Origin of the sequence: Brevundimonas sp. ZS04, from assembly GCF_001956865.1 — a bacterium.
GTDB classification, from domain to species: Bacteria; Pseudomonadota; Alphaproteobacteria; order Caulobacterales; family Caulobacteraceae; genus Brevundimonas; species Brevundimonas diminuta.
The window spans coordinates 1-462 of the sequence record NZ_MTHE01000045.1; the positions used below are offsets into that span (position 1 = coordinate 1).

At 72.9% G+C, this 462-nt stretch carries 1 protein-coding gene; it reads right to left on the reverse strand.

The window, feature by feature from the left end; all coding sequences use genetic code 11:
• On the reverse strand, nt 1-313 hold a 313-nt coding region (locus tag BJP32_RS16685; protein WP_143255504.1), incomplete at its 3' end, for a winged helix-turn-helix domain-containing protein.
• Nucleotides 314-462 lie beyond the last annotated feature (149 nt).

A 462-nucleotide genomic window follows, 5' to 3' on the forward strand; every position in this document is an offset into this window, starting at 1 on the left:
GTGCCAGCTGCTCGAACAGCAGGGCATCGACGGCCTCCGCGGCGATCGCCAGTGAGTACCCGATCGGCCCGGACACGACCGTCTCACCGGGCGCGAGCGCCCGACGCAGCCGCGAGACGAGCGCCTGGAGCGCATGGCCGGCGTCGCCGGGCGGAGCGTCGTCCCAGACGGCCTCGATCAGGGCGCCCGCACTGACCTCGCGGCCGGCCTCCAGGGCCAGTCGGGCGAGGAGCGAGCGCACCCGGCCACCGGCCACGGGCACCAGCTCCCCGCCGCGCCGTACCTCCAGCGCCCCGAGTAGTGCGACCTGCATGCCGGTGACTCTAAGGAGCGCCGCAGGCGCGGGGGTGCGACGAGCGCGCGACGAGGACTGATCGCGTCACCCATCACCTCTGACCAGATCGCGCGCCGTTGCCTACGCCTTCTTGACCACGCTGGACTTCAGCTGCATCGCACCGAAGC